The organism is Lelliottia sp. GFLA7, assembly GCF_056490165.1.
The window spans coordinates 997,607-1,005,030 of sequence record NZ_JBWLAQ010000002.1 but is presented as its reverse complement, the minus strand read 5'-3'; the positions used below and the strand labels follow the sequence as shown (position 1 = coordinate 1,005,030).

General features: G+C 51.5%; 3 protein-coding genes and 2 rRNA genes. 2 read left to right on the top strand and 3 right to left on the bottom strand.

Features of this window, described 5'->3' with window-relative positions:
• Window positions 1-2,553 (top strand): 23S ribosomal RNA (locus AC07RN_RS10300); the annotation flags it as partial.
• A 93-nt stretch (window positions 2,554-2,646) separates the two neighbouring features.
• A 5S ribosomal RNA gene (gene rrf / locus AC07RN_RS10295) occupies window positions 2,647-2,762 on the top strand.
• A gap of 156 nt (window positions 2,763-2,918) precedes the next feature.
• Here the strand turns inward: rrf and AC07RN_RS10290 are convergent.
• The 3 genes from AC07RN_RS10290 to AC07RN_RS10280 all read right to left on the bottom strand — a co-directional run bounded on the left by AC07RN_RS10290 (window position 2,919) and on the right by AC07RN_RS10280 (window position 7,414).
• Entirely contained in the window at window positions 2,919-3,242 is a 324-nt protein-coding gene (locus AC07RN_RS10290) for a YfiM family lipoprotein (RefSeq protein ID WP_478336269.1), read from the bottom strand.
• A 43-nt stretch (window positions 3,243-3,285) separates the two neighbouring features.
• On the bottom strand, window positions 3,286-4,641 hold the full coding sequence (gene pssA, locus AC07RN_RS10285) for a CDP-diacylglycerol--serine O-phosphatidyltransferase (protein ID WP_478336298.1): 1,356 nt from the start codon (window positions 4,639-4,641) through the stop codon (window positions 3,286-3,288).
• 109 nt (window positions 4,642-4,750) lie between these two features.
• Window positions 4,751-7,414: a bifunctional acetate--CoA ligase family protein/GNAT family N-acetyltransferase gene (locus AC07RN_RS10280; protein WP_478336268.1), complete on the bottom strand. Its 2,664-nt coding sequence runs from the start codon at window positions 7,412-7,414 to the stop codon at window positions 4,751-4,753.
• Window positions 7,415-7,424 lie beyond the last annotated feature (10 nt).

The window sequence follows — 7,424 nt, the reverse complement described above, 5'->3', positions numbered from 1 at the left end:
TGTGAGTTCGAAGAGTAGGGCGGGACACGTGGTATCCTGTCTGAATATGGGGGGACCATCCTCCAAGGCTAAATACTCCTGACTGACCGATAGTGAACCAGTACCGTGAGGGAAAGGCGAAAAGAACCCCGGCGAGGGGAGTGAAACAGAACCTGAAACCGTGTACGTACAAGCAGTGGGAGCCTTGATTTATCAGGGTGACTGCGTACCTTTTGTATAATGGGTCAGCGACTTATATTCTGTAGCAAGGTTAACCGTATAGGGGAGCCGAAGGGAAACCGAGTCTTAACTGGGCGTTAAGTTGCAGGGTATAGACCCGAAACCCGGTGATCTAGCCATGGGCAGGTTGAAGGTTGGGTAACACTAACTGGAGGACCGAACCGACTAATGTTGAAAAATTAGCGGATGACTTGTGGCTGGGGGTGAAAGGCCAATCAAACCGGGAGATAGCTGGTTCTCCCCGAAAGCTATTTAGGTAGCGCCTCGTGAACTCATCTTCGGGGGTAGAGCACTGTTTCGGCTAGGGGGCCATCCCGGCTTACCAACCCGATGCAAACTACGAATACCGAAGAATGTTATCACGGGAGACACACGGCGGGTGCTAACGTCCGTCGTGAAGAGGGAAACAACCCAGACCGCCAGCTAAGGTCCCAAAGTCACAGTTAAGTGGGAAACGATGTGGGAAGGCACAGACAGCCAGGATGTTGGCTTAGAAGCAGCCATCATTTAAAGAAAGCGTAATAGCTCACTGGTCGAGTCGGCCTGCGCGGAAGATGTAACGGGGCTAAACTGTGCACCGAAGCTGCGGCAGCGACGCTTATGCGTTGTTGGGTAGGGGAGCGTTCTGTAAGCCGTCGAAGGTGTCCTGTGAGGGATGCTGGAGGTATCAGAAGTGCGAATGCTGACATAAGTAACGATAAAGCGGGTGAAAAGCCCGCTCGCCGGAAGACCAAGGGTTCCTGTCCAACGTTAATCGGGGCAGGGTGAGTCGACCCCTAAGGCGAGGCCGAAAGGCGTAGTCGATGGGAAACAGGTTAATATTCCTGTACTCGGTGTTACTGCGAAGGGGGGACGGAGAAGGCTATGTTAGCCGGGCGACGGTTGTCCCGGTTTAAGCATGTAGGCGGAGCGTTTAGGTAAATCCGGACGCTTATTAACGCTGAGGTGTGATGACGAGGCACTACGGTGCTGAAGTAACAAATGCCCTGCTTCCAGGAAAAGCCTCTAAGCATCAGGTAACATCAAATCGTACCCCAAACCGACACAGGTGGTCAGGTAGAGAATACCAAGGCGCTTGAGAGAACTCGGGTGAAGGAACTAGGCAAAATGGTGCCGTAACTTCGGGAGAAGGCACGCTGATGGTAGGTGAAGTGACTTGCTCACGGAGCTGAAATCAGTCGAAGATACCAGCTGGCTGCAACTGTTTATTAAAAACACAGCACTGTGCAAACACGAAAGTGGACGTATACGGTGTGACGCCTGCCCGGTGCCGGAAGGTTAATTGATGGGGTTAGCGGCAACGCGAAGCTCTTGATCGAAGCCCCGGTAAACGGCGGCCGTAACTATAACGGTCCTAAGGTAGCGAAATTCCTTGTCGGGTAAGTTCCGACCTGCACGAATGGCGTAATGATGGCCAGGCTGTCTCCACCCGAGACTCAGTGAAATTGAACTCGCTGTGAAGATGCAGTGTACCCGCGGCAAGACGGAAAGACCCCGTGAACCTTTACTATAGCTTGACACTGAACACTGGTCCTTGATGTGTAGGATAGGTGGGAGGCTTTGAAGCGTGGACGCCAGTCTGCGTGGAGCCAACCTTGAAATACCACCCTTTAATGGCTGGTGTTCTAACGTAGACCCGTAATCCGGGTTGCGGACAGTGTCTGGTGGGTAGTTTGACTGGGGCGGTCTCCTCCTAAAGAGTAACGGAGGAGCACGAAGGTTAGCTAATCCTGGTCGGACATCAGGAGGTTAGTGCAATGGCATAAGCTAGCTTGACTGCGAGAGTGACGGCTCGAGCAGGTGCGAAAGCAGGTCATAGTGATCCGGTGGTTCTGAATGGAAGGGCCATCGCTCAACGGATAAAAGGTACTCCGGGGATAACAGGCTGATACCGCCCAAGAGTTCATATCGACGGCGGTGTTTGGCACCTCGATGTCGGCTCATCACATCCTGGGGCTGAAGTAGGTCCCAAGGGTACGGCTGTTCGCCGTTTAAAGTGGTACGCGAGCTGGGTTTAGAACGTCGTGAGACAGTTCGGTCCCTATCTGCCGTGGGCGCTGGAGAATTGAGGGGGGCTGCTCCTAGTACGAGAGGACCGGAGTGGACGCATCACTGGTGTTCGGGTTGTCATGCCAATGGCATTGCCCGGTAGCTAAATGCGGAAAAGATAAGTGCTGAAAGCATCTAAGCACGAAACTTGCCCCGAGATGAGTTCTCCCTGACTCCCTGAGAGTCCTGAAGGAACGTTGAAGACTACGACGTTGATAGGTCGGGTGTGTAAGTGCAGCGATGCATTGAGCTAACCGATACTAATGAACCGTGAGGCTTAACCTTACAACGCCGAAGATGTTTTGGCGGAAAGAGACGATATTCAGCTTGATAACAGATTAATTGATGTGCAGAGATGCATGTTGATAACAGAATTTGCCTGGCGGCTTTAGCGCGGTGGTCCCACCTGACCCCATGCCGAACTCAGAAGTGAAACGCCGTAGCGCCGATGGTAGTGTGGGGTCTCCCCATGTGAGAGTAGGGAACTGCCAGGCATCAATAAAGAAGAACCCCGGTCCGAAAGGTCCGGGGTTTTTTGCTTGTGTTTTTCGGGTGAACTGCGCAGAAAATAAGCCAGGCTGGTAAGAAGTCCAGATTTTTATTACCTCGGTGGTACAGCTGTGTGAAAGATGGGAAGGGAAGGAGTCGTCTTAATAATGGGCAAGCTGCCACAATGAATATCCTGCTGTAGCACCGGCAACATCCCATGCAAAGTCCTTCCAGCTCCAGCCGCTCCCTGCCGGTCGGCTATCCCACAATTCCTTTGTAGCCCCGAGACTTACTGAAAACATAAGCCCGTAAACAGCGCTGCGATCACGGCCATGACCTTGATGTTGAGCGTATTCGTTTCCTGCTGCAGAAAGCATCGCTGAGGCTATAAAATGCTGGGCTTTATCCTGACCCTGCCAGCGATCGTTGGCCATATGGCTGCAGCCAGAAAGTAAAAGAAGACTAAAGAGGAAAGGGATGCGCATCGTGAACTCCAAAAAAAGCCCTGTCGATGACAGGGCCTGGGCATTACAAAATGCGGCTAATCAAGCGATCAATACGTATCCGGCGTAAACGGCGGATGAGCTTACGCACTTTTACCGGATAGTCTGCAATACTCTGCAGATCGCGATAGTGGCGAACAGTGAGTGTGTGGGTACGGATCAATTCGAGTTCACGTTCACGCTGTGCAGAAAGTTCATGCCGCGGATCGTGAATCAGGATCGCGTTTTCAAGATCCAGACGCCATGCACGTGGGTTTAAATTATTCCCTGTCAGAAGCATCCAGTTATCGTCCACCCACATACCTTTCAGATGATAGCTGTTGTCATCATCCTTCCAGAGACGAACGATGAGCTGATCGGTATTGACGTAATATTGCAGACGGCTCAAGAATCGACGCAGGTTAATTTCATAGAGATAAGGCAGAGCGCCAATGATTTTAAATGGCTGATCTTCTGGGATAAAGAAATCATTTGCAGTCTTATCACCGACGATAATTTCGACTTTTTTACCATCACGCAGCAGTTGAATAATGTTGCGAACCAGGATGGCAGGTAAATTGAAATACGGCGTACAGATCGTCAATTTTTGCTCGGTACACGGCATCAAATGATAGATGGTCTTGTTCAGCAGGCTGGATTTACCCAAACCGACCAATGGCGTAACAGCAAGCTGTTCATTATCCGCATCGCCATGAAAATGATAAACCGCATCGCGTAATTCCTGACGGAAAAGGCGGATGTCATTTTTGATTTCTGGGCTCTTTGGACGATTAGGATCATCAAGGCGATTTACACCACGACCATGTACCAGGTTTTGATCAACCCAGTTAAACATGATGTCCGTCATCTGTTTATTGCGAATAAGGTGGTAGCGATCATAACGATATTTATCAAGCTGGTGCAGATAAACGTCATTAATGCTAGCGCCGCTGTAAAGGACACAGTCATCAATGATGAAGCCTTTGAAATGCAGAACACCAAGCGCTTCACGTGTATTGACCGGTACGCCATAGACACGCACGTCTACACCTGGATTTTCCTGAGCCATGCGGCAGTACCAGTCTGCATTGGTGTTTGATGCAGCGGCGCCAATCCGGCCTCGTTGTGCGCGATGCCAGTCAACTAAGATGCGAACGTCAAGTTCCGGGCGCTGCCGTTTCGCCTCATAGACTGCGCTTAAAATGGCGCGTCCGCCTTCATCCTGTTCAAGATAAAGCGCCACAATGCAAATACGCTGAGTGGCACTCGCGATCTTTTCCAGAAGCGTCTCCCGAAAATGGGCGGGAGCATAAAAGAACTCGACATCATCAACTGACTGAGAAATCTTCGGTAGTTGAGCAAGGTGTTGTTGATGTTTATTGCGCTTAAATTTTGACAACATCACAGTGCGTATCTTCTCTGTTCATTGAAGGGTTATCTGACATCTGCAGACAACATAAGCGGACAATGATACCACCAGTAAAGTCTAAGTGGTCAACATTTCCAGTACCTTACTTCCGACTCAACGGCGGTGTCAGACTAAGCGACAGAGCAACAATCCCTTCGTCCAACTGAATATCGACGTCAAATCCAAGTTTACGCGCCAGGGTAATCATGCCGCGGTTATGGGGCATCGTAATGCCATTCAGGCACAGCAATCCGTGATCTCGTGTGTAAGTGATGAGTTTTTCAAGCAGTCGCCGTCCCAAACCCAGTCCTTTCAGATCAGACCGAACAAGCACCGCAAATTCCGCATCTACATTGTCAGGATCGGAGATCGCGCGCGTCACGCCCAGGATCTCATCGCCGCTATCATGATGACGAACGGCCACAAAAGCCATTTCCCGATCGTAGTCGATCTGGGTCATATTGGCTAAATCTTCATGGGTAAATTCGCTGATCTCGCTAAAGTAACGATAATACAAATCTTCTTTAGTGACCTGTTCGATAAATACTCGCAGCTGCGGCTCGTCTTCAGGAAGGATAGGGCGAAATAGCACGCTTTCCCCGTTCTTTAACTCAACCCACTCTTCCAGGTGCAAAGGATAGGGACGGATGGCCAGCCGATTCTCCCGGTCGCCGTCAAATGGAGCGATATCCAGCGTCACATCCAAAGCCGTAAACTCGTTACCTGAAGCCAAAAGCGGATGAATATCCAATCGCTGTATTTCTGCACAATCGACAATCAGGTTTGATACTTGCACCAAAAATTGGCTTAACCCGGCAATATCCAGAGGCTGAAGAGCACTGCGGCCACGGATTTTTTTACTCTTGATAGCCTGTATCACCAGATAGCGCGCCAGGTTCATATTCAGCGGAGGCAATGCCACGACAGCCTGTTCTTCCGGGTGCCACTCTACGCCCCCTTCGCCCAACATAATCAGCGGACCAAATACAGGATCCTGCTCGACAACGACTCTCAGTTCTTGCGCTCCGGCCCGATTAGCCATGCTTTGTACCAATAGCCCATGAACCCTCGCCTGAGGCCAGGCCATTTTGACGCGATCAAAAATCGCTTCAGCGGCCTGTTGCACTTCCGCTGCAGTACGCAGGTAAAGCATCACCCCTTGTACATCCGACTTATGCGGAATATCAGGGGAGCGCAGTTTCAATGCAACGGGATAACCAATCTGTTCGGCAATGTGAACAGCCTCGGCGCTATCCCCAGCAATCCAGGTCGACAGAGTGTGTATGCCGTAGGCATCAAGGATCGGCTGGACCTCATGCGTATCAAGCGCACGTGCGCCGTCTTCGATTGCCGAACGCAACAGATTATGAGCCGCGGTCGCGTTTGCCGTAAGATTGTCAGGTAACGCGGGCGTTTCACGCAGTTGTTTTTGGTTACGACGATACTCAACCATGTGCATAAAAGCGGTAATCGTCCCTTCTGGCGTGCGATACGTCGGGAGTCCCGCTTCGCTGAATAAGCGCCGTGCCTCTTGCGAGGAAAACTCGCCGCACCAGTTGGTTAGCAGAGTGACATATTTTCCGCGTGGGTGATTTTTGACAGCATCGATTAACGCTCTGGCGCTTTCGCTTCCTGGGGCAGCGGCGCTAGGGGAATGGATCACCATCAGCGCATCAAAGTCCTGACTATCCAGCAGTAATGTAATGGCTTTGATATAACGCTCGCTGCTGGCATCGTCTCGCAGATCGAGTGGATTACCCGGCGTCACGCTGTCCGGAAATACTTCACGTAGTTTGCCAAGCATCTCTTCACTCAACGTGGCCAATTTTCCATTACGTAGCCACAGCTCATCCAGCGCCAATGCAGCGGGAGCCGCACCGTTGCTGATGATCATCAGCCTTTCGCCACGCAACGGACGCATATGGCTCAACGTCTCGACGGCAGAGAAAAGCTCGTGAGTGTCCTGTACACGCAGCAGACCGGCACGCTGAATGGCGGCGTCCCACGCAGGATCCATACCTGAATGGGAATGCAACAGACGCTGCGCTGCCGGGCTACGACCGCTTTTAATGACCAGAATAGGTTTGTTACGCGCGGCACTGCGAGCAGCGGAGACAAAGCGTCGCGCGTCGCTTAAATGTTCCAGATAAAGAAGTATGGCGCTGGTTTTACTGTCACGCGCGAGGAAATCCAGCAGTTCGTCCACGTCGATATCGAGGCTATCACCCAGCGCGATAAAATACGAAAACCCCATTTCACGCTGCTGGGCCCAATCGAGAATCGTGTTAGAAACGGCTGCCGATTGAGAAATGAACGCTAACTTACCTTTACGTATCGGGACTGGAGAGAAACTGGCATTTAAGCCCTGCCAGGGGGCCAGCAATCCCAGACTGTTTGGCCCCAGCAGGCGCATTTGGTAACGGCTGGCGCAGGCCATGAGTTCTGCCTGCTGTTCAGGCGGGGAAGAGAGAATGATGCAGGTTTTACAGCCTTTCTCACCCAACGCTTCCAGCAACGTGATGTTGCGTTTGGCATGCGTACACAGCACAGCAAGATCGGGCACAAACGGTAGACTGTCTATATCGGGCCATGCAAGCACACCTTGAACCGCTTTATATGCCGGCGTAACGGGCATCACCGGGCCATTAAAACCCCCGGCCAGCAGATTGCGCATCATTAAATATCCCGCACGATCGGGTTTCATGGATGCGCCAATAACGGCAATCGATTTTGGACGGAGTAGCGCTTCTAGCCCTCGCTGGCTCATACAAGTCTCC

Excerpts from the sequence above, each read along its gene's own strand:
- AC07RN_RS10290 (WP_478336269.1), bottom strand. The coding sequence starts at position 3,242 with ATGCGCATCCCTTTCCTCTTTAGTCTTCTTTTACTTTCTGGCTGCAGC.
- AC07RN_RS10280 (WP_478336268.1), bottom strand. The coding sequence starts at position 7,414 with ATGAGCCAGCGAGGGCTAGAAGCGCTACTCCGTCCAAAATCGATTGCC.
- pssA (WP_478336298.1), bottom strand. The coding sequence starts at position 4,641 with ATGTTGTCAAAATTTAAGCGCAATAAACATCAACAACACCTTGCTCAA.